Origin of the sequence: Aeromonas sp. QDB31 (assembly GCF_027707605.1) — a bacterium.
GTDB lineage: Bacteria > Pseudomonadota > Gammaproteobacteria > Enterobacterales > Aeromonadaceae > Aeromonas > Aeromonas media.
In genome coordinates this window covers 1-25,320 of the sequence record NZ_JAPCIX010000026.1, presented here as the reverse complement: position 1 = coordinate 25,320, position 25,320 = coordinate 1, and the positions used below count along the sequence as shown (strand labels likewise).

The 25,320-nt window shown below is 64.3% G+C and carries 23 protein-coding genes and 1 pseudogene; 12 read left to right on the top strand and 12 right to left on the bottom strand.

Translation table 11 applies throughout. The features are described 5' to 3' along the window. Positions 1 to 6 precede the first annotated feature (6 nt). Positions 7 to 1,014, top strand: coding sequence for an ABC transporter ATP-binding protein (locus tag PG898_RS18525; RefSeq protein ID WP_270824803.1), 1,008 nt, complete (start codon positions 7 to 9; stop codon positions 1,012 to 1,014). 39 nt (positions 1,015 to 1,053) lie between these two features. Continuing rightward, positions 1,054 to 1,713 (top strand): HAD family hydrolase, encoded by a 660-nt coding sequence (locus PG898_RS18520; protein ID WP_270824806.1) that lies wholly within the window; start codon positions 1,054 to 1,056, stop codon positions 1,711 to 1,713. A gap of 23 nt (positions 1,714 to 1,736) precedes the next feature. On the opposite strand, the gene PG898_RS18515 is transcribed toward PG898_RS18520, so the two are convergent. Then, positions 1,737 to 3,347 (bottom strand): sensor domain-containing diguanylate cyclase, encoded by a 1,611-nt coding sequence (locus PG898_RS18515; RefSeq protein ID WP_270824807.1) that lies wholly within the window; start codon positions 3,345 to 3,347, stop codon positions 1,737 to 1,739. Positions 3,348 to 3,456: 109 nt separating this feature from the next. Here PG898_RS18515 and PG898_RS18510 point away from each other — a divergent pair, with 109 nt between their 5' ends. Both PG898_RS18510 and PG898_RS18505 read left to right on the top strand, forming a co-directional pair. Next, a complete protein-coding gene (locus tag PG898_RS18510; RefSeq protein ID WP_161506813.1) occupies positions 3,457 to 3,897 on the top strand; it encodes a DUF2214 family protein in 441 nt (146 codons plus the stop codon). A 133-nt stretch (positions 3,898 to 4,030) separates the two neighbouring features. Then, the gene (locus tag PG898_RS18505) at positions 4,031 to 4,942 is read left to right on the top strand and encodes a DMT family transporter (RefSeq protein ID WP_218410196.1); all 912 of its coding nucleotides are present in this window, start codon (positions 4,031 to 4,033) and stop codon (positions 4,940 to 4,942) included. A gap of 70 nt (positions 4,943 to 5,012) precedes the next feature. Here the strand turns inward: PG898_RS18505 and PG898_RS18500 are convergent, their stop codons facing one another. Together PG898_RS18500 and PG898_RS18495 are read right to left on the bottom strand one after the other, a co-directional pair. Then, the gene (locus PG898_RS18500; protein WP_161506812.1) at positions 5,013 to 5,870 is read right to left on the bottom strand and encodes an AraC family transcriptional regulator; all 858 of its coding nucleotides are present in this window, start codon (positions 5,868 to 5,870) and stop codon (positions 5,013 to 5,015) included. Continuing rightward, positions 5,867 to 6,352 (bottom strand): GNAT family N-acetyltransferase, encoded by a 486-nt coding sequence (locus tag PG898_RS18495; protein ID WP_270824808.1) that lies wholly within the window; start codon positions 6,350 to 6,352, stop codon positions 5,867 to 5,869. Before PG898_RS18495 ends, PG898_RS18500 begins: the two co-directional genes overlap by 4 nt. Before the next feature lie 159 nt (positions 6,353 to 6,511). Here PG898_RS18495 and PG898_RS18490 point away from each other — a divergent pair, with 159 nt between their 5' ends. Continuing rightward, on the top strand, positions 6,512 to 7,960 hold the full coding sequence (locus tag PG898_RS18490; protein ID WP_270824809.1) for a catalase: 1,449 nt from the start codon (positions 6,512 to 6,514) through the stop codon (positions 7,958 to 7,960). A gap of 477 nt (positions 7,961 to 8,437) precedes the next feature. On the opposite strand, the gene PG898_RS18485 is transcribed toward PG898_RS18490, so the two are convergent. After that, complete coding sequence (locus PG898_RS18485; RefSeq protein ID WP_270824810.1) at positions 8,438 to 8,755, bottom strand: YnjH family protein; 318 nt, start codon at positions 8,753 to 8,755, stop codon at positions 8,438 to 8,440. Between the two features lie 222 nt (positions 8,756 to 8,977). Between PG898_RS18485 and PG898_RS18480 the strand changes: the two genes are divergently transcribed. Continuing rightward, complete coding sequence (locus PG898_RS18480) at positions 8,978 to 9,958, top strand: hypothetical protein (protein WP_270824811.1); 981 nt, start codon at positions 8,978 to 8,980, stop codon at positions 9,956 to 9,958. A gap of 77 nt (positions 9,959 to 10,035) precedes the next feature. Here the strand turns inward: PG898_RS18480 and PG898_RS18475 are convergent, their stop codons facing one another. Continuing rightward, positions 10,036 to 10,413 carry a hypothetical protein gene (locus tag PG898_RS18475; protein WP_005330064.1) on the bottom strand — a complete coding sequence of 126 codons (378 nt, stop codon included), beginning with the start codon at positions 10,411 to 10,413 and terminating at the stop codon, positions 10,036 to 10,038. A 192-nt stretch (positions 10,414 to 10,605) separates the two neighbouring features. Between PG898_RS18475 and PG898_RS18470 the strand changes: the two genes are divergently transcribed. From PG898_RS18470 to PG898_RS18460, 3 genes are all read left to right on the top strand, one after another. Continuing rightward, a complete protein-coding gene (locus PG898_RS18470; protein WP_270824812.1) occupies positions 10,606 to 11,985 on the top strand; it encodes a bifunctional NUDIX hydrolase/phosphatase PAP2 family protein in 1,380 nt (459 codons plus the stop codon). Between the two features lie 10 nt (positions 11,986 to 11,995). After that, the gene (gene ydiK, locus PG898_RS18465; protein WP_270824813.1) at positions 11,996 to 13,084 is read left to right on the top strand and encodes an AI-2E family transporter YdiK; all 1,089 of its coding nucleotides are present in this window, start codon (positions 11,996 to 11,998) and stop codon (positions 13,082 to 13,084) included. 202 nt (positions 13,085 to 13,286) lie between these two features. Continuing rightward, positions 13,287 to 13,991, top strand: coding sequence for an SDR family oxidoreductase (locus tag PG898_RS18460; protein ID WP_270824814.1), 705 nt, complete (start codon positions 13,287 to 13,289; stop codon positions 13,989 to 13,991). 91 nt (positions 13,992 to 14,082) lie between these two features. Here the strand turns inward: PG898_RS18460 and PG898_RS18455 are convergent, their stop codons facing one another. From PG898_RS18455 to PG898_RS18445, 3 genes are read right to left on the bottom strand one after another with little or no spacing between them, the layout of a single operon-like run. Then, positions 14,083 to 15,204: an agmatine deiminase family protein gene (locus tag PG898_RS18455; protein WP_270824815.1), complete on the bottom strand. Its 1,122-nt coding sequence runs from the start codon at positions 15,202 to 15,204 to the stop codon at positions 14,083 to 14,085. A gap of 17 nt (positions 15,205 to 15,221) precedes the next feature. Next, complete coding sequence (locus tag PG898_RS18450) at positions 15,222 to 16,334, bottom strand: extracellular solute-binding protein (RefSeq protein ID WP_270824816.1); 1,113 nt, start codon at positions 16,332 to 16,334, stop codon at positions 15,222 to 15,224. 41 nt (positions 16,335 to 16,375) lie between these two features. Continuing rightward, positions 16,376 to 17,428, bottom strand: coding sequence for an agmatine deiminase family protein (locus tag PG898_RS18445; protein WP_270824817.1), 1,053 nt, complete (start codon positions 17,426 to 17,428; stop codon positions 16,376 to 16,378). Between the two features lie 115 nt (positions 17,429 to 17,543). Here PG898_RS18445 and PG898_RS18440 point away from each other — a divergent pair, with 115 nt between their 5' ends. Together PG898_RS18440 and dhaR are read left to right on the top strand one after the other, a co-directional pair. After that, the gene (locus PG898_RS18440) at positions 17,544 to 18,443 is read left to right on the top strand and encodes a LysR substrate-binding domain-containing protein (protein WP_270824818.1); all 900 of its coding nucleotides are present in this window, start codon (positions 17,544 to 17,546) and stop codon (positions 18,441 to 18,443) included. A gap of 166 nt (positions 18,444 to 18,609) precedes the next feature. Further along, positions 18,610 to 20,504: pseudogene (gene dhaR, locus PG898_RS18435) on the top strand (dihydroxyacetone kinase operon transcriptional regulator DhaR). Between the two features lie 93 nt (positions 20,505 to 20,597). Here the strand turns inward: dhaR and dhaM are convergent. The 4 genes from dhaM to PG898_RS18415 form a co-directional block, all read right to left on the bottom strand. Further along, positions 20,598 to 21,314, bottom strand: coding sequence for a dihydroxyacetone kinase phosphoryl donor subunit DhaM (dhaM, locus tag PG898_RS18430; RefSeq protein ID WP_270824819.1), 717 nt, complete (start codon positions 21,312 to 21,314; stop codon positions 20,598 to 20,600). Between the two features lies 1 nt (position 21,315). After that, complete coding sequence (dhaL, locus tag PG898_RS18425) at positions 21,316 to 21,945, bottom strand: dihydroxyacetone kinase subunit DhaL (protein ID WP_270824820.1); 630 nt, start codon at positions 21,943 to 21,945, stop codon at positions 21,316 to 21,318. A gap of 15 nt (positions 21,946 to 21,960) precedes the next feature. Beyond that, on the bottom strand, positions 21,961 to 23,031 hold the full coding sequence (dhaK, locus tag PG898_RS18420) for a dihydroxyacetone kinase subunit DhaK (protein WP_270824821.1): 1,071 nt from the start codon (positions 23,029 to 23,031) through the stop codon (positions 21,961 to 21,963). A 238-nt stretch (positions 23,032 to 23,269) separates the two neighbouring features. After that, positions 23,270 to 24,628 carry an NCS2 family permease gene (locus PG898_RS18415; RefSeq protein WP_270824822.1) on the bottom strand — a complete coding sequence of 453 codons (1,359 nt, stop codon included), beginning with the start codon at positions 24,626 to 24,628 and terminating at the stop codon, positions 23,270 to 23,272. Between the two features lie 202 nt (positions 24,629 to 24,830). Here PG898_RS18415 and PG898_RS18410 point away from each other — a divergent pair, with 202 nt between their 5' ends. Beyond that, on the top strand, positions 24,831 to 25,163 hold the full coding sequence (locus PG898_RS18410) for a cupin domain-containing protein (RefSeq protein ID WP_043130806.1): 333 nt from the start codon (positions 24,831 to 24,833) through the stop codon (positions 25,161 to 25,163). The last annotated feature ends 157 nt before the right edge of the window (positions 25,164 to 25,320 follow it).

Sequence of the window (25,320 nt, the reverse complement as noted above, 5' to 3'; positions counted from 1 at the left end):
TCCAAGATGTTTCATTTAGAAGTCAATCAGTTGCACAAATCCTACGGCGATACTCCTGTGTTCGAGGGGATCGAATTCGGCATCCGCAAGGGGGAGCTGGTGACCCTGCTCGGCCCCTCCGGCTGCGGCAAGTCGACCCTGCTGCGGGCGCTGGCCGGGCTCACTCCGGTGGATGGCGGTCAGGTGCGGGTGGCCGGTGAGGACATTACCTGGCAGGCGCCCCAGAAGCGGGGCATCGGCATGGTGTTCCAGAGCTATGCGCTCTTCCCCAACATGACGGTGTGGGACAACGTCGCCTTCGGCCTCAAGATGAAGCCCCAGCCGGGGCGCGAGCTGGCGGCCAGCGTGAAAGAGGCGCTGGAGCTGGTGGAGCTGACCGGCTTCGAGCGCCGCTATCCGGGCGAGCTCTCTGGCGGCCAGCGCCAGCGGGTGGCGCTGGCGCGCGCCCTGGTGGTGCGGCCACGGATCCTGCTGCTGGACGAGCCGCTCTCGGCGCTGGATGCCCGCATCCGCCGCAGCCTGCGCCAGCAGATCCGCGAGATCCAGCAGCGCCTTGAACTCACCACCATCTTCGTGACCCACGATCAGGAGGAGGCGCTCACCCTGTCGGATCGGATCTTCCTGATGAACAAGGGATCCATCGTCCAGAGCGGCACGCCGGAGCAGATCTACACCCGTCCCGCCAGCGAGTTCGTGGCGGGCTTTATCGGCAACTACAACCTGCTTGGCGCAGAGCAGGGCAAGTCCCTGTTCGGCCCCCGTTTTCAGGGCAAGCTGGCGCTGCGGCCGGAGTCCATCACCCTGCTGCCCGCCGGGGCGACCAGCAGCGAACCCAGCCTGCCCGGCATCATTCGTCAGCAGCAGTTGCTCGGCAACGTGATCCGCTATCAGGTGGAGTGCGAGGCGGGGCTGTTGACGGTGGATTGCCTCAACCGCTCTGCCAGTGATCTGCTGGCCACCGGCAGTGCCGTGACCCTGGCGGTGGCTCGGGATCAACTCTGTGAGGTAGCATGACGCCGCATTTCATTTCCATTTTCACTGCGAGGAGCGCTCATGGCACTGGCACTGTTTGATCTGGACGAGACCCTGATCGCGGGGGATTCCGCCAGCCTCTGGCTGGAGTACATGGTGGCCCAGGAGCTGGCCCCGGCGGGCATGGTGGCCGAAGAGCAGGGGATGATGTCCCTCTACCATCAGGGCAAGATGGACATGCACCAGTACATGGCTTTCACCCTGCAGCCGCTGGCGGGCAAGTCGCGCCAGTGGCTCAGCCAGCAGTGCCACCACTTTGCCGAGCAGGTGCTGCGTGAACGGCTCTACCCCGAGGGACTGGCGCGTATCGAATGGCATCGGGAGCGGGGCGACGAGCTGGTGCTCATCTCCGCCTCCGGCGAGCATCTGGTGGCCCCCATGGCGCAGATGCTGGGGATGGATCACTGCGTGGCCATACTGCTCGATGAGGAGGAGGGAATGTTGACCGGCCAGACCCGCGGCACCCTGAGTTTTCGCGAGGGCAAGGTGGCCCGCATCAACCAGCTCTTTGCCGGAAAGGAACACCTCTGGCAGGGGAGCTTTGGTTACAGCGACTCCCACAACGATCTGCCCCTGCTGCGGGCGGTGAGCCATCCCCATGCGGTCAATCCGGCCCCCGCGCTGCGCCAGTGCGCCTCTGAGCTGGGCTGGCCCCTGTGGACATGGCAGCGGCTCCCTTGAACTGCTGAATGAAGAAGAGGCCCTCAGGCCTCTTCTTTGCTCAGTACCCCATCGTCTTCCGGCGGCACCTCGTTCTGTGCCGAGGGAGCGATTCCCCCCAGATAGATGCGGTTCTTGCCATCCCGTTTGGCGCGATACACCTCGGCATCGACGATATCGAGCAATTCCTTGGCATCCAGGCCGGGGGCGCTCGCCACCAGACCACCGCTGAAGGTGATCCCGAGGCCGGGCTCGCGCCAGTCCAGCGACGCGACCCCAATCCTGTACTGCTCCAGCAGCATCTGACAGAAGTGAATATCCGGGTTGGCCAGCAACACCACCAGCTCCTCGCCACCATAGCGGCAGACCCAGCCGTGATCCTCCAGCAGCTTGGCGCCAAGGTTGGCCACCCGCTTGAGCACTACGTCCCCGGTCTGGTGACCATAGGTATCGTTGACCCGCTTGAAATCATCCAGATCGATCATGGCCAGACAGAACGGCTGGTGCTCAAGCAGCAGGCGATTGACTCGCTCGTCAAAAAAGCGACGGTTGTAAAGGCCGGTCAACTTGTCGAGGTTCGCCTGCTGGCGCACCTCGTGGTAATCCTTGCTCACCTCCGCCAGCTCGGCATAGACATGCCTGAGTTCGTGCATGCCCCCATGGGGCACCTCGTCAGGCTGCATTCGGCTGGCGCGGATCATGGTGGAGATCTCGTCCAGCATGCGCCTGAAGTAACGGGACCAGACCAGCGCCAACACCATGTAGAGCACGCTGGCCAGCAGCACCACCCCGAGCACGTTGAGCAAGGCCCGAGCCACCACGGCCTGGATGCTCGACGCCGGCTGCACGCTGATCAGCACCCAGTTCCGATCAGGCAAGTGGCTGTAGGCCACAAACTGCCGGGAATCCTGATCCAGGAAGATGCCATCCTCCCGACTGAAACGGGAGAGCCAGCTCGGGTGGGTCATGGACTTGAGCAGTTGGGAAGGATCGGGGTGAGCCAGCACCTTGCCGGACTGATTGACGATCATCTGGTAACCACTGTTCAATTGCCGGTTCAGCTGGGCGGAGAAGGGGGCCAGTACGGCATCGACCGCGAACACCCCGCGCACCCTGCCCTCCTTGTCGGTCAGTGCCCGCGCCAGAGCGATGACCAGATTGCCGTTGGTGTAGTCGTAATAGGGCTCGGTCCAGACCATCTTGCCCACATGCTGGCTGGCCAACTGATACCAGGGGCGCTCCCGGGGATCGAAGCCGGCATCCGCCTGCCATTCGGGATAGATCAACATCTGGCGTTCGGCGGTGCCGACATAGATATAGATGAGGTCTGCCATCACCCCCTTGTAGAGCTGCCACTCCTTCAGGTAGGTTTCGGCATGGTTCAGCCGGGGGCCGCTGATGTCCTCCACCTTCACCTGGTTGTAGATGAGGGTGAACTCGCGCTCCATCTCGTGTAGATAGGGTTCGATGAAGACGTGACGCAACTGGTGGTTGGTGGCGAGCAGGCGCTGTTGCAACTCGTGTTGCAGGCTGCGCTCCATGTGCAGGTAGTAGATGGCACCCAGCATCAGCACGGGGATGAATAGCAGCAGCAGGCCCAGACGCATCCGGGCAACCAGGGACCAGGTTTTTTTGGAGACTGCTCGCTTATCCAACCCTGACTCCTGCTATCCCCTGAGGTCGTGTAGTGTCAGAATATCAGCCCCGCCCGATGGCGTCCAAAAGGAAGCTTGCCATGTGGCCAACGAGAAGGAACAGGCTCGGATGTTGAACCCGGAACTGCTGACCGCGCTCCATTATTGCGCCGTGATCACCCTGACCGGCGCCATCACCTCGGAGTACTTTCTGTTCCGGCGTGGCATGTCCATCGAACAGGTGCGCAAGCTGCTGCTGGCGGACAGCCTGGCGGCGCTGGCGCTGCTGCTCATCTTCATCACCGGCGTGCTCATGGTGCTCGCCCACCCGCTGCAACCGGCGGCCCTGCTGGCCAATCCCGGCTATCGCACCAAGCTGCTGCTGTTCTTCGCCATGACCCTCAGCTTCGGCTACCCCAGCCGGCTGTTTCATCACTGGCGCCGCTCTCTGCGTCAGGGACGCGCGCCCATCGTCTCCATCCAGCAGCAGTTCTGGGTGATCTGGATCCTTCGGGGCAACCTGCTGCTGCTCGCCCTGCTGCCCCTGCTCGCCAGGCTGGCAAGCGACTGAGCACCGACGCCCCTCCCTCATCCAGGGACCACGCCGGATCACAAATCACCGGCGACAAAGCCCCCCGCAGGCGGGTATCGTACTGACAGGGGCCAGAGTGCTCCCTTGACTGCTCTCTCAGGGATGAATCCGTATGCGTTCAAACATGATGTTATTGATGGCCGCCGCCATCTGGGGGCTGGGCTTCGTCGCCCAGCGCCTGGGGATGGATCACATGGGGCCTTTCACCTTCAACGGCCTGCGCTTCCTGCTCGGCGCCCTCTCCCTGCTGCCGCTGCTGTGGTGGCTCAAATCGCGTCAGCCCAGGCCGCAACCAGGCTCACCATCCGGTGATCGCCGCCTGCTGCTGGTCGGCGGCCTGATCGCCGGGGGCGTATTGTTCAGCGCCGCCTCCCTGCAACAGGTGGGGCTGCTCTACACCACGGCCGCCAAGGCGGGCTTCATCACGGGTCTCTACATCATACTGGTGCCCGTCATCGGCCTGGCACTGCGCCACAAGACCGGGGCCAACACCTGGGTAGGCGCCCTCATCGCCATGGCCGGCCTCTACTACCTCAGCGTCACCGAAGAGTTCACCATAGGCTACGGCGATCTGTTGCAGGTGATCGGCGCCCTGTTCTGGGCCATTCACCTGCTGGTGCTCGATCACTACTCGAACCGGGTCGCCCCCATTCGCCTCGCGGGAGTGCAATTCGTGGTGTGCGGCCTGCTCAGTCTTGGCACGGCCTTTGTCATCGAAACTCCGACCCTCGGCGGCGCCATGGCGGGCTGGCAGGCCCTGCTCTACGCGGGTCTGGTCTCGGTCGGCATCGGCTACACCCTGCAGGTGGTCGGCCAGCGCGGTGCCCACCCGGCCCACGCCGCCATCATCCTGAGTCTGGAGACGGTGTTCGCCGCCATCGGCGGGGTACTGCTGCTGGGAGAGCATCTGGACGAGAGGGCCATCGTTGGTTGCGCCCTGATGCTGGCGGGCATGCTCATCTCCCAGATCCGGCTGCGCTGGTGGTGGAAGTCCCGCCGAAACAAGGTGTCCAGCCAGCCCTGATGTAGGCATGGCGCCATCCCCCCCCAATACAACGAGGCGCCCAAGGGCGCCTCGTTTCATTGCCACGCGCTTATCGCACGCTGGAGCAGAAGCTCACGTCATCCTGCAGGGGATCATTGCTCATGCTGTGATAGAGCTCGAAACAGGGGCCGTCGCCGAACGCCAGCCCGGCGGAAACGATGTCGCCTATGTGCTCCTGCCAGCGCGGCCCGTACTGGTTGCGATCCGTGATGAGGTAGCGGGACTGGGCGTAACGCCCGGCTGGGATGAGCTGGGTCTCCACCTCCCCCGCCCCCTGGGTCCCCACCGGCACTGTGATGCCGATGTCGGTACGGCACTGGGTCGGTGGCGTCACCTCGGGGTTGTCGTGGTAGATGAAGATCCACTCCCCCTGCTCGAGCCCGCGGGTAGCGGCCCACTGGTGCAGGCGGTTGCAGACGGCGTCATACCCTTCGCCATAGGGGCCGGTGACCCGGACATAGGCCAGAGTACGGGCGTCCATCTCGATGGTTTTCATGGTGTTGCTCCTTGCTGATGAGTGACCCTCAGCATAAGGATCCGGCTGCGCAAATGCGTGTCCATCCTTGCTCATCAGGTGTCCATTCTTGCTCTTGTCACGGCGAAACGCTCCCGGGGTGCAGCCATAGTGACGACGAAACGCCTTGGCAAAGGCCTGGGAGCTGGCCAGGCCAGCCCCCAGCGCGATGGCGGTGACGCTGGCGTCGGTGTAGCAGAGCTGCCAGGCCGCCCGCTGCATCCGCAGCCGCCGGCACATCTCCCCTGGCGCCTCCCCCACCACGGCGGTGAACACCCGATGGAAATGATAGAGGGAGAGGCAGGCGCGGCTCGCCAGCTCCTCGATGGAGAGATCCGGCTCCTGTTCGAGCGCCCGCAGCACGGGAGTCAGGCGCTCGCGATAGTCGATCATGAGCGCACCCTGGCCATATAGAACACATCCACATAGCGCCCCTGCCGGAAGGCATAGTCGCGGGCCCGTCCCTCTTCCACAAAGCCGAATTTGCGATAAAGCGCCAACGCAGCTTCGTTATCGACGAAAACCGTCAGTTCAATCCGGTGCAGGTTGAGCCAGTTATCGGCCAGATCCAGTGCCGCAGCCATCAGTGCGGAGCCAACCCCCTTGCCCGCCCAGTCATCCCGCACCCCCATGCCAATACCTGCCACATGCTTGCGTCTGGGATTGGGCTCCACATGCAATGCTATCTGGCCCACCAGCCCCCCATCTACCTCCGCCACCAAGGCGACTACATCACTGCTCTCCAACCGCTTCTGCCACTGGCTAAGGGGAGGCGTGGGCAGGTGCAGAGTGCCCGCCTGAGCATTGGGCAGGGCGTAGAGATCCCGCAAGGCGGGGGCATCGGTGGGTTCGGCATGACGGATAGTAATCTGCATATGAGGCTCCTTCTCGAAACCCCTATCATGCAATATCCGGCGCGGTTACACATCCCCCCGCACCCATTTGTCTTGCCTATCAAAGGGCTAGGAAAAGCCCATTGGCCCGTCACTGTGCAGATCCGTAGGCTGACCCCCTATCAACAAGGAGAGACATTCATGACCGACAAGACCCTGCACAGCGCCAACGGTGCCCCCGTCGTCGACAACAACAACAGCCTCACCGCCGGCCCCCGCGGCCCGGTGCTGATGCAAGACATCTGGTTGATGGAGAAACTCGCCCACTTCGATCGCGAGCGCATTCCCGAGCGGGTGGTTCATGCCAAGGGTTCGGGCGCCTACGGCACCTTCACCGTCACCCACGACATCAGCCAATTCAGCAAGGCCGACCTGTTCAGCGCCGTCGGCAAGCAGACGCCGGTCTTCCTGCGCTTCTCCACCGTGGCTGGCGAGAAGGGGGCCGCCGACGCCGAGCGCGACGTGCGCGGCTTCGCCCTCAAGTTCTACACCGAGCAGGGCAACTGGGATCTGGTGGGCAACAACACCCCCGTCTTCTTCATCCGCGATCCGCTGAAATTCCCCGACTTCATCCACACCCAGAAGCGGGATCCGCGCACCAACCTGCGCAGCGCCACCGCCGCCTGGGACTTCTGGTCACGCCATCCGGAATCCCTGCATCAGGTCACCATACTGTTCAGCGATCGCGGCATCCCCAAGAGCCTGCAGGAGATGAACGGCTACGGCAGCCACACCTTCAGCTTCATCAACTCGGCCAACGAGCGCTTCTGGGTCAAGTTCCACTTCAAGACCGAGCAGGGCCACAGCTTCTACACAGATGAAGAGGCGGCCAATGCCGTCGGTCAGGATAGAGAGACCAGTCAGGCGGATCTGTTCAATGCCATCGAGCGGGGCGACTTCCCGCGCTGGAAGGTCTGTGTGCAGGTGATGCCGGAGGCCGACGCCCAGACTTACAAAATTCACCCGTTCGACCTCACCAAGGTGTGGCCGCACAGCGACTACCCGCTGATCCCGGTGGGGGTGCTGGAGCTCAACCAGAACCCGGACAACTACTTCGCCCACGTGGAGCAGGCCGCCTTCACCCCGGCCAACGTGGTACCCGGCATCGGCTTCTCGCCGGATCGCATGCTGCAGGGACGGCTCTTCTCCTACGGTGACACCCAGCGCTATCGCCTCGGCGTCAACCACGGCCTGCTGCCGGTCAACGCTCCGCGCTGCCCGTTCCACCACGGTGCCCATCGCGACGGCGCCATGCGGGCGGACAGCAATGGCGGCGCCAGCCCCAACTACCAGCCGAACCGCTTCGGTACCCAGCAACCGAGCGAGCAGCACGAACCGGCGCTGAGTCTGGAAGGGGCCGCCCTGCACTACGACTTCCGTGACCATGACAGCGATTACTACAGCCAGCCGGGGGATCTCTTCCGCCTGATGGACGAGGGGCAGCGTTCACGGCTCGCCGCCAACCTGGCCCGCTCCCTCATCAATGTGGAGGATGACGCCATCGTCACGGCCCAGCTCAAGCACTTCGAGCAGGCCGACCCCGAGTACGCCAAACGGGTCGAACTGGCACTGGCCGCCTTGCAGCGCTAAGCCGCAAGCAGGCAATATCTGCAAACGCAAAACGGGGGCCTGATGGCCCCCGTTGTCGTGATGCTGACGGTGATAAATAAAAAACGGAGCCCGAGGCTCCGTTTTTTCAATGCCGTATCCATCCCGGACGCAGCGCCTTCGCGCTCTTCCCGCTCCCTTACCAACAAGGGTTTGAACCACCAGCTCACTACGGCAACGACGTTGTGCATTGGCAGAGCGGAACCATTATCCACCCAAGGTGATGAATAAAAACGGAGCCCGAAGCTCCGTTTTTCAATGCAGTATCAATCCCGGACGGAACGCGCTTCGCGCTCTTCCCGCTCCCTTGCCAACAAGCGTTTGTACCACCAGCTACTGCGACGACGTTGTGCATTGGAAGAGCGACGAGCCATTTCTTAGGTTCCAGCCAAGAGAAGAAAGGAGTTGCATTATGCGACAGGGATCACGCCCGTGTCTGTAGCTGGATCAAGAAAAGGCTCACTGACCCACCCTGATCGTCTCCCTGCTGGTCGCCCCCTCGTCGACCGGCCCATACATGGCGGGTTCGCGCCAGGCCAGGGGTCCGTTGCTCTCCTGGTCGTTTTGCGGGCCGCACTCCAGCCAGAGATCCCCCTGTTGGATGCGAGATCCGAGGGAATATTTCTGATCCTGATACCAGCAGACCCGCTCGGGCAATGAGCCCAGGGGCAGCACCAGATCTGTGCCCACCGAATGGCTGAGGGGGTTCGATGCCGGGGCCGCCAGCACGGGGAGCAGGCCGCCGAGGGCAAACAGACAAAACGCGGTTCGGATCATGGGTGACACCTGTGACAACGAGAGAGTGATCCCCTAAAGCGACCACAGGTGTCGCCGACTTGACCAATAAATGTCGGCTCATCTGGCATTCCGGAAGCAATATGATAGCCTGCCAGCGCCCGCCGATCCCATGGGTGAGAAACCGGGCCAGTTCGGGTCATGCTGTCGGGAAAAGACAGCATATAACCTCATTAATCAAATAATTACTTGGATATGTTGTCGATGCGTATCATGCCGTTGCTCCAGGCCGCCTGCCTGAGCCTGATGTTGTCCGCCTGTGTGGCCCCCTTGCTGATGATGAGTCCCACCAGCCAGCTGATGTGGGCCCTGCTCAAACCCCTGGTCGGATTCGATCCGAACGAAGCCAACCTGTTCGAACAGCCGCTGATCAAGGACAGGATGACCGCCATGCTGGGACCCAACTACGACAGCACCATGCAGTTGCTCAAGACGGCCAACGAATTGCAGCAGGAGGGGCCGCTGTTTTACGTGGTCTCCCGCTACGCCCCGGTACCGGATGTAGCCAAACAGGCCGGCATGGTGTGGAACGCCGACACCAACCAGCTCTCCGTCATGTTGCAAAAGGGAGACGGCGCGACTCAGGTGTTTGGCGAGAACCTGACGGCGGCGACCCCGACCTGGCCGAGCACCATGCAGGAGTGGCAGGCCGGCAACCCCACCGCCACCGCGCTCAGCGGCGTCGGGCAGGCGATGACGGGGTCCGGCACCTCCCTGCTGGGCAACATGGTGGGCAGCCTGCAGCAGAGCGCGACCCAGGCGATCTCCAGCTCCGCCAGCCAGGCGGTCAACGGCGCCACCAGCGCAGCGACCCAGCAGGTGAACAAGAGCGTCACCGGCACCCTGCAGCAGGCCAACCAGGCCGTGACGGATTCTGCCAAGCGGGCCGTGAGCGACTCAGCCACACAGGCTGCCAGCAGCGCCACCACGGCGCAGCAGCAAGCGAGCAAAGCCCTCAGCGACTCAGCCAAACAGGCCGCCAGCAGCGCCACCACGGCGCAGCAGCAAGCGAACAAGACCGTCAGCGACGCCTCCGCCACGGTGCAGCCGCAGGCGGACAAGGTCGTCAGCAATGCGGTCAGCACTGTGCACAAACAGGCCGACGCGGGAGCAGACAAGGCGATCAAGCAGAGCGATCAGGCCAGGGCGGATGCCGAGGCCGAGCTGGAGAAGCTGCTCAACTAAGAGGGCGAACCCGTTCACCATGCAAACAGGCCATCCGAGGATGGCCTGTTGTTTATCTGCGAATGGGCAGGGGAGCCTTAAAAGTGGCGATCCTGCTCGGTGGGCTTTGCCACCTTGTCTTCGCTGTGTTCGATGGCCGTGCGGATAAGATCGACGCCAGCCCGGATGATCAGCACCCCCATGTTGACCAGCTTGACGCAGACCCACATGAAGGTGATGAGCAGGATCAGCTTGAGCACTGTCTGGAAGGCTTCCAGGAAGTTCTGCTCCAGCTGGGCGGTGAGGCCATTGGCGCTGCTCATCAGCCAGGTGTAGACCTCGCGCACGAAGGGGATACGGCTCGGCATCTCCAGCACGTCCAGCGCCGCAGGCAGGGCCTGGAAGATGACGATGCTGCCAAACAGTATCAGGATGACGCCGATGGCAATCCCCAGGAAGAAACCGAACTGTCGCATGAAGGGCCCCAAGATGTGTTGAATGAGAAGAACAATAGCCGCCAATACTAGGGACTGCCCGGGCAGACGGCAATCCTTCCGCCCCAGATCGCACCGTCCGCTCCCCTGGCTGACGCCCCCTCGTCGGGAAGTCATTGCCCAAGTACCTGATTTCTGTGACCCTTGTCCCCATCTCCTTGCCATGGGCCCATCATGATCCGAACCGCCTTCTTCCTGATCCTGCTCTTTGGCACCCTCTGCGCCCCCCTGCACGCCGCCGAGTCGCCCCCCTCGGCGGGCGCCTGCGTGATCCGCCACCAGCAGCAGCTGCTGCTGGTGCAAGACAGGATCTCCTCCCGCTATAGCCTGAGTGGCGGCTACATCGACGCGGGGGAGACCCCGGCCCAGGCGGCACTGCGGGAGCTGTACGAGGAGACGGGGCTGCGAGGGCGCGTCACCGCCGAGCTGGGGCGCTGGCAGAGGGCGCAGGTGTTCGCCTGCCAGACCCTCTCCCCCATCCAGGCCCAGACCGGCTCCGGCTTCGTCTCCATACTGCGGGCCCCCAACCTCGGCGGCGAGATCCTCAATGCCAGGCTGATCGATGCCACCCAGCTGCCCCAGGATCAGCGTCGTTTCCCGGCGCAGCTGGACTGGCTGGCTCCCCGGCTGGCCGACGTCCCCGAGAGCCAGGTGCAGTGGGTCACCGACTTCAGCGCCGGGGCCAGCGCCCTGCACCAGGCCGAGCTGCCGCCGATCCAGCGCCTGCAGCAGTGGCTGGGGCCGGACGCCACCTGGCTCCTGGCCGGCAACCTGCTGGGCTCCGCCCCCTTCCAGCTGGCCCTGCTGCCCTTCCTGCTCCCCCTGCTGGGCTGGCCAAGGGTGCGCAGCCTGCTGTTTGCCATGGTGCTGCTCACCCTGGTGGTCAACCTGCTCAAGGAGGGGATAGCCTGGCCCAGGCCCTTCCACCTCGACCCCCAGCTGGCGCAGCGCAGCGCCCAGGGCTTTGGCATGCCGAGCGGCCACGTCGCCTCGACCCTGCTCTACTGGGGCCTGCTGCTCACCAGCCTGCCGGCCCTCAGACCCTGGCAGGGGGGCGTGCTGGCGCTGCTGCTGGCCGGGCTGGCCGGAGTGGCGCGGGTCTGGCTGGGGGTGCACTTCTTCTCGGATGTGGTGGCAGGCCTCGCGCTGGGCACCCTGCTGCTGGCGCTGCGCGCGCCCCTGGCTGCACTGGCTGCGCGCCAGTTCCCCTGGGGAATTCTGCTTCTGGTCAGCACCCTGGCCGCCTGGCACACCCAGTCCACCACCCTGGGGGGGCTCGCCATGTTCACCCTGGGGCTCGCATCGGGTAATCTGCTACAACTCGAACGGCACCCGACTCCCGCCCTCCGTGCGGCACTGCTGGCCCTGGCCGGCGGCCTGGTCATCGCCGGGCTGCTGCTCGTGGTGCCCATGCTCACCAGCAGCTCCCTGCTGATCCTGGCCGGAAACGGGTTACTCTATGGCGGCCTGGGGTTCTGGCTGAGTTCCGGGCTCTGGTGGCTGCTCTCCGTCGTCCCGACCGGTTCCCCTCCCGGGAGCCCTACCCCTCGTTAATGGGAATGTCATGAATATGAAAAAAGTGGATTTGGCCAAGATCACCCTGGGCGTGCTGTTCCTCAGCCTGCTCATCATCTCGTGTTTCATGGTGCTGCGCCCCTTCCTGCCCGCCCTGGTGTGGGCCACCATGATCACCATCGCCACCTGGCCGCTGATGCAGATGGCCCAGCGCCTGCTGTGGGGCAAGCGTACCCTGGCGGCCCTGCTGATGAGCGTCATCCTGCTGCTGATGTTCGTCATCCCCCTGTTCATGGCGCTGGCCAACGTGGCGGAGAAGGCCCCCATGCTCATCGATCTCGGCACCGAGCTGAGCCACTCGCCGCCCCCCGAGCTGCTCTGGCTGCAACAGCTGCCCCTGGTCGGTGACAGGCTGTACGAGTTCTGGCAGCAGATCCTGGCGAGCGGTGGTCAGGTGCTGTTCGCCAAGCTGGCCCCCTACTTCGGCCAGACCGCCCGCTGGCTGGCGGCCCAGGCGGGCAACCTCGGCCTGCTGTTCGTTCACTTCCTGCTGACCGTGGCCATCTGCGGCCTGCTCTACCACTCTGGCGAGAAGGCCGCGGACGGCATTCGCCGCTTCGCCCACCGCCTGGCGGGCCAGCGCGGCGACAATGCCGTGGTGCTCGCCTCCCAGGCCATCCGCGCCGTCGCCATGGGGGTGGTGGTGACCGCCCTGGTGCAATCCTCGGTGGCCGGGATAGGCCTGCTCATCGCCGGCATTCCCTACACCATGATCCTGGTGGTGCTGATGTTCCTGCTGATCGTCGCCCAGATAGGCCCCTTCCCGGTGCTGCTGGCCAGCGTGGGCTACCTCTACTGGAGCGGTGATACCACCTGGGGCACCTTCCTGCTGGTCTGGTCCCTGCTGGCGGGTACCATGGACAACTTCCTGCGCCCCTTCCTCATCAAGCGCGGTGCCGATCTGCCCCTCATCCTGATCCTGGTCGGTGTCATCGGCGGCCTGCTGGCGCTCGGCATCATAGGGCTCTTCATCGGTCCCGTGGTGCTGGCGGTGGGCTACACCCTGCTGGATGCCTGGATAAAAGAGGGGGAGCAAACGCCCGTCCTGGAGGCACCCGCATCGCCCCCGGCGGAGTGACCCGCCCGCAAGAGAAGCAAGACGCCGCCCACTGGGCGGCGTCTTTTTTTGGACAGTTTGGGCCCGGTCTGTGCCCACATAGAACCAAAGTTCGAATCGTCTCGTCAAAACACGAACCAGGGTTCGAATCTGCCCCCTCCCTCCCCTAGGCTCCCCGGGCCCCTGCCGCCACAATGCCTGCTCCATTGGAGGAGGAGACAAGATGAACGAACTGAGAGCAAAGCGGGCCCTGATCAGCGGCGGGGCCAGCGGCATAGGGCTGGCCATCGCCGAGGCCCTGGCCAGCCAGGGGGTGGAGCTGATCCTGGCTTCCCGCCGCCAGTCCCTGCTGGAGCAGGAGGCCGCGCGTCTGAGCGCCACATACGGGGTGAGGGTACTACCGCTCGCGCTGGATGTCAGCGACGGCGCCCAGGTTCGCGCCTGCCATGCCGAGGCCCGGGAGCGGCTAGGCCCCATCGATTTGCTGGTCAATAACAGCGGGGTCGGCAGCGACTACCTGGTGCAGGATCTGCCGGAGTCGGAGTGGGACAGGGTCATGGACACCTGCGCCAAGGGGACCTTTCTGCTGACCCAGGCCTGCCTGCCGGACATGCTGGCCCATCGTCACGGCACCATCATCAACATCGCCTCCCAGGCCGCCAGGCACGGCTATGCCAGGGCCAGCGTCTATTGCGCCGCCAAGTTTGCCGTGCTGGGGTTCGCCAAGGCGCTGCGGGAAGAGGTGCAGCATCAGGGCATCCGGGTTCATACCCTCTGCCCCGGTCTGGTCCAGGTGCCGCCCCCGGCCTGCCCCGGGGAGCGCAAGCCCGGCTGGTTGCAGGTGGAGGATCTGGCAGAGGCCGTGCTCTACACCCTGCGCCAGGGTGCCCATGTCCAGCTCGATGAGATCGGCATGACGGGGATCTGAGCGGGGCGCGCCATAGAACGGCAATAATGACAAGGGGCGCCGAGGCGCCCCTTGTGACATTTAACTCTGGTAAAACAGTCATGACAGAACATCAGGCAGGCTGGTGCAGGGTGATGCAGTGAATGCCACCGCCCCCTGCCGCTACCGGGTCTATGTCTATCTGCACTATCTTGCGCCCAGGATAGAGCCGGGCCAGCAGATCCCGGCAATGGCGGTCAGCCTTGGCATCGCCGAACTGGGGGGCGATCACGGCGCCGTTGATGGGCAGATAGTTGATGTAACCGGCGGCAAAGTCCGGGCTGCGGCTGAACTTGTTGTCCCGCCCGCCCAGGGGCGGCGGCAGCTGATGCAGCTCCAGCTTGTTGCCATCGGCGTCCGTCGCCTGCTGCAGTATGGCCAGGTGCTGACGGGTCACCTTGTAGTCGTAGGAGTCGGGATCATTGTCCATGTTGATCACCACCACCCCGGGGCGCACGAAGCGGGCGTAAAAGTCCACGTGGGCGTCCGTGATGTCGCGCCCCTTGATCCCCGGCAGCCAGATGATCTTGCGCAGCCCCAGGTTGGCCTTGAGCTCTGCCTCCACCTGCGTCTTGGTGAGGCCGGGGTTGCGGTTGCTGTTGATCCAGCTGCTCTCGGTCATGATGGCGGTGCCGTTGCCATCCACCTCGATGCCTCCCCCCTCGCCGATGATCTCGCTCTGCACGTAATAGGCATCCGCCTGGCGGCTCACCAGAGAGGCGATTCTGGCGTCATGGCTGTGCTCCTGCTTGTCCCCCCAGCCGTTGAAGTTGAAGTCCACCAGCCCCAGCTCCCCCTGCTCATCCTGCACGAAGACGCCGCCGGTATCCCGCAGCCAGATGTCGTCCATCACGGCGTGGACGAAGTGAGTGTTGCGCTCGCCGCACAGCTGGCGCGCCAGATCCTCGTCATCCTGGTGGCAGAGCACGTTGACCCGGGTGTAGGGCGCCATGGCCTGCACCAGCCGGCCTATGGTGGCCTGCACCTCCTTGTAGTTGCGACCCCAGATCTCGCTGGTGGCACCGAAGGCCACCCACACCAGGGCCTGGGGGGAGGACTCCTCCGGCATGTGGTAGCGGCCGGCGGCACTGGTCTCGCTGGCGGCGAAGGCCGAGCGGGCGCCGGGCAGGCTGCCGAACCCGGCAATGGCGCCGAGGGCGACCAGTTGTTTCAATACGTGGCGTCGGGAAAACATCTTTCTACTCCTGGGGTTCAGAGGCTGCTCTTGAAACGAGTCCAGGCTCGCATCCGGGCACGCATCTGGGATTGTGCTATATCCTGACCCGGAATGAGCAGCTGGTAGCTGGCTTCGTCCAGGTAGATATCCGGGTTGGCCGTCATGGTGGCATCCACCATGGGTCTGGCCTTGGCACTGGCGGTCGGATAGCCGGTGCTGTTGGTGATGGCCGCCATGTTGGCAGGGCGCATCACGAAGTTGATGAAGGCGTAGGCATAGTCAGGATGGAGCGCATCCACCGGGATCGCCATGGTATCCATCCAGACGGTGCTCCCCTCCTTCGGCAATCTGTACTCGAAGTCGACCTCCTTGCCCGCCTCGGCGGCTGCGCGCCTGGCCTGGGTCATGTCGCCGCTGTAACCCAGCGACAGGCAGAGATCGCCGTTAACCAGCTGGGTCACCGGCTGGGACTGGAACTTGCGAATATGGGGCTTGAGCCCCTTGAGCAGCGCCAGCGCGGCATCCAGATCCTCGGCCTTGCCACTGTGGGGATCCCGCCCCAGGTAGTGCAGCACCACAGCCAGCACCTCGTCGGGGGAGTCGATGATGGAGATGCCGCAGTCGGCAAATTTTGCCGCCAGCTCGGGCTTGAACAGCAGATCGAGACTGCCCACCGGGGCATCCGCCATCCGCTGCCGGATCATGGCTGCGTTGTAGGTGAGCCCTATGGTGCCCCAGGTGTAAGGCACCACCGCATCCCGTGAATGGGGATAGGCTTGCTGCAGGCGCCGCAAGCCGGGCTCTATCTCCGCCAGGTGCTGCAACCTGCCCTGATCCAGCGGTTGCAGGCTGCCCGCCCGCATCAGCCGCTCCGCCACCGTATCGCCGGGAAAGATGAGGTCATAACCGCTGCGACCGGCCATCAGCTTGGCCTCCAGGGTCTCGCTGCTGTCCATGACGTCATAGATGACCCGGATCCCTGTCTCTCTGGTAAAGGCACTGAGGGTATCGGGGGCGAAGTAGTCCGCCCAGTTGTAGAGCCGCAACACCTTCTCCTCTCCTGTTGCCGCATCGGCCTCCCCGGCCTCGGCCGAGAGGCTCAGCAGCAGGGCCAGGCAGCCCATCCACCTTGGTGTCTTCCTTATCATGATGTGGTTACTCCCTGTGATTGGCCGCCGCCGTGCAACGCTCAGCCCCGCAGCGGCCAGGCGGGCTGCTGCTGGGTGATGCAGTGGATACCGCCGCCGCCGTGGGCCAACCGGTTTATCGAGACCGGCAGCACCTCCCTTTGCGGGAAGGCGCCTTGCAGCACAGCCGCTGCCTCCCGGTCGCTCGCCACCCCGTAGGCGGGCATGATGACGGCGCCGTTGGCGAGGTAGAAGTTGGTGTAGGAGGCACAGAAGACTTCGGCCTTGGTGTCTATGGCCTCGCTCGCGTCGTACAGATCCTGCAACTCGAAGGTACGCCCTCTGGCATCCGTGGCCAGGGCCAGGGCCCGGCGGTTCTCCCGCACCACGAGGCCGTAGGTCGAGGTGGCATCCCGGGTGGCATCCACCAGCAGTTGGCCGGGGCGACTGAAGGCACAGACCCCGTCCACATGGCCGTCCGTCATGTCGCCGGTGACATGGTCGGGATCCCCCGGCAGCCAGATGGTCTTCTCGATGCCGAGCAGGCGGCTGAAGATCCGCTCGATCTCCCCCTTGCTGATGCCCGGGTTGCGGTTGCTGTTGAGCAGCACGGATTCCGTGGTGATCAGGGTGCCTTCGCCGTCCACGTGGATGGCGCCCCCCTCGTTGGCCAGAAAGCTGCCGATACACTCCAGCTCCAGACTGTTGAGGATGCGCCGCGCCAACCCCTCGTCCAGACCGTGAACCGACTTGCCGCCCCAGGCGTTGAAGCGCCAGCTCACCCCGGCAGTGCCGAGTTCGGGGTGACAGATAAAGGTGGGGCCGGAGTCGCGGCACCAGCTGTCATCCACCGGAATGGGGACCAGGGTGACCCGCTGGTCACAGAGGGCGCGCGCATCGGTCAGCGCGGAAGGGTCGACCGCCAGCCTGACCGGTTCGAACCGGACGATGGCGTTGACCACCCGGGCGAAGTCCTGTTGCACCTCGGCCAGGGTGACGCCCCAGCCGGATTCCCACAGCGCCTTGTTGTGGGGCCAGACCATCCAGGTCGCGGCGTGCTGGCACCATTCGGCGGGCATGAACCAGCCCTTTGCCACTATTCCCTGTTCCCGCATATTCCCTCTCTGATTAGGTACTATTAAGGTTGCTGACGATGGGAATAGACTATCCCCCCATAACACGGCGAACAAACGATCGATTTTCAGTGCAAGTGATAAGTGGAGCTAATCAATGATGTTCAAGCACTGGCCCCCGCTCAACGTGCTGCGGGGCTTCGAGGCGGCGGCTCGCCTCGGCAGTTTTCACCAAGCGGCGCAGGAGCTGCACCTCACCCAGTCTGCCATCAGCCAGCAGATCCGCTCCCTGGAGGAGCTGCTGGGCCAGCCGCTGTTCCACCGGCAGGGGCGCTCGGTCACGCTGACCGATGCGGGGCAGGATCTGCTGGAGACCACCCAGAGCGTGCTGCTGCAACTGGCGGTGGGGATCCAGCGCCTCGAGCAGTACCGCAAGCCGAACCAACTGGTGCTCAACACCAGCAGCGCCATCGCCCGCCACTGGCTGCTGCCCCGGCTGGGGACGTTTCATCGCCAGCACCCCGACATCGATCTCTGGCTGTTCACCAGCGACGAGGTGCCCGACCTGGCGGAGCAGACCATAGATCTCGCCCTGCGCTGGGATCTCGCCCCCCAGGCCCAATGCCGCCACCAGCCACTGCAGGAGGACAGGTTGCTGCCGGTGGCCGCCCCTGCCGTGCTGGCCCAACCGGCGGCAGAGCGCACCATCCTGCACGGTGAACGGGAGCTGGACTGGCACCACTGGACCCTCAAAGGGGGGGAAGATCTGCAACTGCAGACCCGGGGGCTCAACTTCTCCGATCCCGGCCTGCTGCTGGAGGCGGCCAGCGCCGGGCTCGGCGTGGCGCTGGTGAGCGAGCGACTCTCCCAGCCGGCCAGGGAGCAGGGGCAGTTGCTGCCGCTCTCCGCGTTCAGGGTCAAGGGGCCCCAGTGGAGCCTGCTGGTCCACCAGGAGAGCGAAGGGATGCCGGAGTGCCGCGCCTTCTGCCACTGGCTCGGCCAGCAATTTGCCGAGGGGGTGGCGGGCGATGATCGGGATACCATTGCCGCCCTCTGAGGCAGGTCACTGAATCTGGCGGATGGACATGGTTAAATGGTCGGTCTCTCTCTTGCCGGATCTTGCATGTGACTCTGCCATCTGACCATTTTCCATCCCAGCTCCGGCCAGAGCATCTATTTGCCCGCTGGCTGTGCGCTTGCCGGATAGGACAGTGACAATGCCAATGCCATCTGACCGTTTTCCGCCCCAGCCCTGGCCTGACTATCTGCAGGCCTCCTGGTTGCGCTGCGCCCACCAGACCAGCGCCACCCTCTGGCATCCGCCCCACAGCGCCAAGGGGCAGACCTTGCAGAGCCTGCGTCAGCGCAAGCGGGAGTTGCTCACCACTGGCGAGATGGCCCTCGAGGATCTCTACGAATTCATGGAGGGGCGTCCCTGCGCCCTGCTGCTTACCGACGAAAGCGGCTGTCTGCTGGCCCGCACCGGCCATCGCGAGACACTGGCAGAACTCGAAGCGCTGGGCTTTGGTCCTGGCGCCTTCTTCAGCGAGGGGCGCATCGGCACCAATGCCATCAATCTGGCGGCGCTGGAGGGCGTGCCGCTCTGCGTCAGCGGCCCCCAGCACTTCAACCAGACCCTGCACCCCTGGCACAGCTGCGCCAGCCCGGTCTACAACAGCAACGGCCGTCAGGTCGCCATCATGGCCCTGGTCTGCCGGGTGGAGGAGGCAACGGTCGGGGATCTGGCGCTCACCGTCAGCGCCGGGCGCGAGCTGGCCCATCTGCTGCAGATGGAGACCCTGATGCAGGAGTCCCAGCACCATCTGAGCGAGCTCTACGCCCTGCTCGACGGCATGGATGACGGCGTGCTGGCCTGGGATCCCCAGGGCCGGTTGCGCTACCTCAACGCCCTGGCGGCCAGCCGGCTGCGACTCGACCCGGATCTCTGCCTCGGCCAGCCCCTCGATCGCCACCTGCTGTTGCCCAGGCGCCTGCAGCTCGCCATCGAGGAGAGGGCCCCCCTGAGCCACGTGGAGGTAACGCTGGAGCGCACCGGCACGGGAGAGTTCATCGACGCCCTGGTGAGCCTCAAGCCACTGCCCGGTCCCGACGGGGTCGGCTTTATCGCCCTGCTCCACCCCGCCGACAGGCTGCGCGCCATCCATCGGCTGCGCCAGACGGTGCCCGAGTTGTCGGCGCTGGTGGGGGAGTCGAGCGCCATGCGCAAGCTGCTGCGTTACGCCCGGCAGGCGGCCCAGAGTCAGGGGCCTATTCTGCTGCGCGGCGAGGAGGAGGTGGGCAAGGCCCAGCTGGCGGAGGCCATCCACTTTGGCAGCGAACGGGCCGCCGGGCCGCTTATTACCCTCAACTGCAAGGCGCTGCCGAACGAGAGGATGGCACTGGAGCTGATGGGTTCCGACGAGGCGGGACAGGAGCGGGCCGGCAAGTTCGAGCTGGCCCACGGTGGCACCCTGGTGCTTGAACAGGTGGAGTGCCTATCTGCCCCCATGCAGGCGGCGTTGCTGCAACTGCTCAAGACCGGTCGCATCCAGCGTTTCGATTCGGCCCGCATACTCCCGCTCAAGGTGCGGATCATCGCCACCAGCAGCGCACCTCTGGAGCAACTGGTGCAGGAGGGGCTGTTTGGCCGCCAGCTGCTCTATGCGCTACAGGCGTGCGAGCTCTGGCTGCCGGGGCTGCGGGAGCGCGCAGCCGATCTGCCGGGCCTGATCAGCCAGCAGCTGGCGGCGCAGGGGCGCGAGCCGGTGCGCCAGTTCAGCCCCGCGGCCCTCGACTGCCTGCCGCCTATCACTGGCCCGGCAATCTGGGGGAGCTGCGCAGCGCGGTCGAGCATGCGCTGCTCCATGCCGGTCAGGGTTTGATCCCGCCGGAGGCGCTGCCCTCCGCCATTCGGCACGGCCATCAGCGGGTGGCGGACGAGGTGGTGGGGCAACCGCTGCTCACGCTGGCGGAGCTGGAACGCCAAGCCATCTTGCGCTGCGCCCACGCCTGCAAGGGACAGGTGAGCCAGATGGCCCGGCATCTTGGCATCAGTCGCACCACCCTGTGGCGGCGGCTTAAGCTGCTCGAGATCGATCCTGCGGACTACCACGGATAGCTGTGATGGGTGAAGCGCTGGCGCGCAAGAAGCCCCAAGCATTAAAAAGACAAGGCCCCGCACTGGCGGGGCCTTGACCGTATGATGTGAACCTCAGTCGCCGAAGCGCTCCGCTGCCAGCTGCTGGAAGCAGGCCAAGGCGGCCTCGGCATCCTCCCCGCGCGCCAGCAGGGTGAGCCGGTCTCCCTGACGCACGTTGAGCATGGTCACCCGGGTCAGGCTGCGGGGGTTGGCCTCTTTATCCTCTTTTTTCAGCCTGAGTTCCGCGGCAAAGGGTTTGAGTGCCGCCACCAGGCGGGCGGCGGGGCGCACGTGCAGGCCGTGGGGGTTATCCACCACCACCTCGCAGCGCAGCCAGCCGTCGTCGGCAATGGGTGCTGTATCCGTGGCGGTCTGCGCCGGGCTGGCAGGCAGCATCGCCTGTTTCGGGCCCAGCGCACCGAGCGCCTCGGCAGCCACCTCATCCAGCGTCAGGCCGGAACCGGCCGCCACCACGGCGGCCAGGGTGCCCTCGACCAGCGGGGCCGGGCAGAGCCGCACCCGAGCGCTCAGCTCCGGGGGCAACAGCTCGAGGGCGGTCTCGGCACTGAGCAGGGCGCTGCCCAAATCCATCAGTACCAGCACGCCGCTACCATCGTCCGCTTCTTCTATCGCACTCATCACGGCGATGGCATCTGTGCCTATGGGGTGGTCAGGATCATCGACCCCGGCCGCCAGCAACAGCCGTGCCGGGCTGCCCAGCTGGTCGGCCAGCGCTTTCAATCCGGCCGCCAGCATGGCGCTGTGAGAGACCACTACGATTCCGATCATGTCACAACCTCGCTCTGTCACGCAGGGCGGTCAGCAGCAGCAGGGTCGAGGTGGCCCCGGCATCCTGATGGCCTATGCTGCGCTCTCCCAGATAGCTGGCGCGCCCCTTGCGGGCCTGCATCTGTATGGTGGCCTCGGTACCGGCGGCGGCGGCCGCTGCAGCCTTGTCAAGCGCATCGTTGAGCGGCAGCTCTTGCTGCTGAGCCTGTTGTAGGGCGGCCAGTGCTGGCCACCAGGCGTCGCACATGGTCTTGTCGCCCGGCTCGGCACGGCCGCGGGAGACGATCCCCTCGACTCCGTCGCTCAGCATTTTGCACAGCTGGCTGAGGCTCAGGCTCTGGCAGGCATCGGTGCTGGCCGCCGCCCGGATAAAGAAGGTGCCGTAGAGCGGGCCGCTGGCACCGCCGACCGAGGAGAGCAAGGTCATGCCGGTGGTTTTCAGCACCTGACCGATATCCTTGTCCGCCACTGCAGGCAGCTTCTCGGCCACCTTGGTGAAGCCGCGCTGCATGTTGAGGCCGTGGTCGCCGTCACCGATGTCGGTATCCAGCGCCGTGAGGTAGTCACGCTGCTCGGCAAAGATGTGCTCGCAGTCGAGCAGCCAATTGACGATCTGATGTTTGCTTAGCATGAGAATAAAGGCTCCTTAGCAGCCGCGACGCAAGGCTGGGGTGTGAACGGGGGCATCCCACAGGGTCATCAGCTCATCATCCACCTTGAGCAGAGTGATGGAGATGCCGGTCATGTCGAGGGAGGTGCAGTAGGGGCCAATCAGGTTGCGCACCAGATGGATGCCCGCCTCTTCGCACAGGGTGGCGAGGCGGCCATAGACGCCATAGAGCTCGGAGATGGGTGTTCCGCCGAGGCTGTTGACCAGGGCGATGACCCGATCGCCCGCATTCAGCGGCTCGATAAAGGTGTGCTCTTCCTGCCAGCTGCCGGAGGCTCTGTCCCAGTGGCGCAGGGTGCGGCCATAGGGGGTGTTGTCCGCCAGCTCGCTGAACATGTCGTCCACCAGGGTATTGAGGTCGGTGAAGGGGCGGCGCGCTATGCCCGGCTCGCCGTGGATGCCCACGCCGAATTCCATCTCGTTGTCCGCCAGGGTGAAGGAGGGCTTGCCGGCGGCAGGCACTGTGCAGGCTTGCATGGCGACACCTATGGTGCGGCTCTGGTTGTTGATGCGGCGGGCCAGCGCTTCGCAGCGGCTCAGGTCATAGCCCGCTTCGGCGGCGGCACCGACCAGTTTCTCGCACAGCACTGTGGTAGCAACGCCACGGCGACCGGCGGTATAGAGGCTGTCTTTGACTGCTACATCGTCATCGATCAGCGAGAAGCCGACCTTGACCCCGTCGCCGTGCAGCAGTTCGACCGCGGTCTCGAAGTTGAGCACGTCGCCGGTGTAGTTCTTTACCAGGAACAGCACGCCCGCGCCGCCATCAACGGCCTGACCGCACTCGTACATCTGATCCGGGGTCGGGGAGGTAAAGATCTCGCCGGGGCAGGCACCATCCAGCATCCCTTTGCCCACCAGACCGCCGTGCATCGGCTCGTGGCCGCTGCCACCGCCGGAGACCAGCGCCACCTTGCCCATCACGGGGGAGTCGGCGCGGGTGATGTAGTGGGGTTCGATACGTACCTTGAGCTCGGGGTGGGCGGCAGCCATCCCCATCAGTTGTTCACGGACCACGGCATCGACGGCATTGATCAGTTTCTTCATGGCTCACTCCTTGGCTTGCCACCGCACGGGTAGGCAGATGGTTGATGAAGCCAGTCTAACGGGATAAATCGGGAGAAAAATGACGGCCTGTTCGGTTCGGATTTGAAACAGCAGAGGGGGTATCAGCGTTTCAATCTGAAACGATGCGGGGCAAACGGGCGGGAAACTGTTAGCGGCCTCACAGCCATGAAAAAGGGCCCCGCGGGGCCCTTCACTATAACCGGAATAAACGGACGGGTTAGATGGCCCAGCCACCGGCATAGAAGATCACCAGCGCCAGGGCGATGATGACGGTGCCGATGTTCAGCTTCTTCCACTCGGCAGCGAAGATGCGGCCAACGACCAGCGCCACGAAGCCCAGCATGATGCCGGTGACTATGTTGCAGGTCAGCACGATGAAGACGGCACACAGCATGCCGGCGAGGGCATCGACCGAATCGCTGAAGTCCAGCTTGGTGACGTTGCCCAGCATCAGCAGACCGACGTACATCAGCGCCGGTGCGGTGGCGTAAGCCGGTACCAGATAGCTCAGCGGCGAGAGGAAGATCATCAGCAGGAAGAGCACGCCGACCAGCGCAGCGGTCAGGCCGGTCTTGCCACCGGCGGCGGTACCTGCGGCGGATTCGATGTAGACGGCCGCCGGAGCACCACCCACCACGCCAGCCACCATGCTGCTGACGGAGTCGGCAGTCAGGGCCTTGCCGCCGCTGATGATATGGCCACGTTCGTTGATAAGGCCCGCCTGACCGGCTACAGCACGGATGGTGCCGGTGGCGTCAAACACGGCTGTCATCACCAGTGCCAGCACGGTGGGAATCACCACCGGATTGAGGGCGCCCAGCAGATCCATGCTGCCTACCAGAGAACCTTTCTCACCGGTCAGGCTCGGCATGGCGAAGAAGCCCTGCCAGGTCACTTTCGGGTCGAAGATGAGGCCGAGGATGGAGATGGCGATGATCACCATCAGGATACCGCCCGGCACCTTGCGACGCTCCAGACCGAAGATGGCAGCCAGACCCAGCACAGTCATGATGACAGGGAAGGAGGTCACTTCCCCCAGCTGAACCGGCAGACCGGCTCCTTCGTTCTTGATCACCATGCCAACGCCGTTGGTGGCGATCAGCAGCAGGAACAGACCTATACCGATGCCGGTGCCGTGGGCGATGCCGGAGGGAAGGTTATCCAGGATCCACTGGCGCACGCCGGTGATGCTGATCAGGGTAAACAGCACACCCATCAGGAAGATGGCGCCCAGCGCGACCGGAATGCTCAGTCCCTGACCCAGTACCAGACTGAACGCGGTAAAGGCGGTGAGGGAGATGGCGCAACCGATGGCCATTGGCAGCTTGGCCCACAGGCCCATCAGCAGGGAGCCGAAGGCGGCGATCAAACAGGTTGCCACGAAGACGGGGCCCTGCTCAAAACCGGCGGCACCCAGCATGTTCGGCACTACTATGATGCTGTAGACCATGGCCAGGAAGGTGGTCAAACCGGCCAGCAACTCCTGGCGGACAGTGCTGCCACGCTGGGTGATGGAGAAATAGGAGTCCAGAAACCCGCTATTGCCGGTGCGGGCCGTCATTTCTTGCGTTGCCATAACTCATCCTGAATGTGTGAAGGAAATCGTTTGCGTGATGGCGCGCAAAATAGCAAGAATTTGGCTAGATTGCAGCGGATCAGGCACCATTTTCCCGAACTTTTCCATTTAAAGCCTCATTGGAAGCCTCAACTTCCACATGGGAAGCGCCCCTCCAGCTTCTACACTCTTAGCTAGCCCCCCATCAGCCGGAGACAAGCCCATGCACACAGGCAACCTGCTTGGCCAGATCCCCTCCCCCCTGCCCAACGAGGTGTTCACCGACCTGGTCAGCACCAATCACTTTCGCATCGAGCGCATCCTCTCCCAGGGACAACAAACCCCCACGGGGGAATGGTTCGATCAGGACGAACACGAGTGGGTAGCGCTGATGCAAGGCGAAGCCATCCTGGTCTTCATCACACCGGATACCGGGGTCCAGGAGCGCGTCCACCTTGGGCCTGGGGATTACATCAACATTCCGGCGCACCTTCAGCACAGGGTGGAGTGGACCCACCCTACCGAGACGACCGTCTGGCTCTGCATCTACTACTAGGGGAGTCCATTTTTCGCCGTGTTAAGGCACAACGAGAGAAGCCCAGTCGACAGATTGGGCTTCTTGGGATGCTGAATGCACATAGCAAAAAGGCCTTCCCGTGAGGGAAGGCCTTTCAAATTAGTGGCGGAGCGGACGGGACTCGAACCCGCGACCC